The 299-nt window shown below is 68.9% G+C and carries 1 pseudogene; it reads right to left on the bottom strand.

Annotation, left to right across the window (positions count from 1 at the left end):
- Positions 1 to 72: 72 nt before the first annotated feature.
- Positions 73 to 299 (bottom strand): annotated as a pseudogene (locus ACLBXP_RS25760) (HlyD family type I secretion periplasmic adaptor subunit); the annotation flags it as partial.

Below are 299 nucleotides of genomic sequence, written 5' to 3' on the forward strand. Positions count from 1 at the left end.
CGGCCCCGGAATGACGGCGGTGGTGGTTCGGCGTCGATCGGAAATCGGAGCCCGGTGACGGGAATTCGAGTCCTACCGCTCGCGCCAGGCCTTGGCGATCTGCTCGCTCATCGGCTTCGTCAGGTAGCTCATCACCGAGCGCTCGCCGATCTGCAGGAAGGCCACCACGGGCATGCCGGGCACGAGGCGCAGGGGGCCGAGGCGGGCGCGCTGGTCGTCGGGCACCAGGATGCGGGCGGTGTAGAAGCTGATGCCGGTCTTGGGGTCGGTGCTGACATCCGCCGAGACCGGCATCAGCT

The organism is Methylobacterium sp. A54F, from assembly GCF_053346035.1.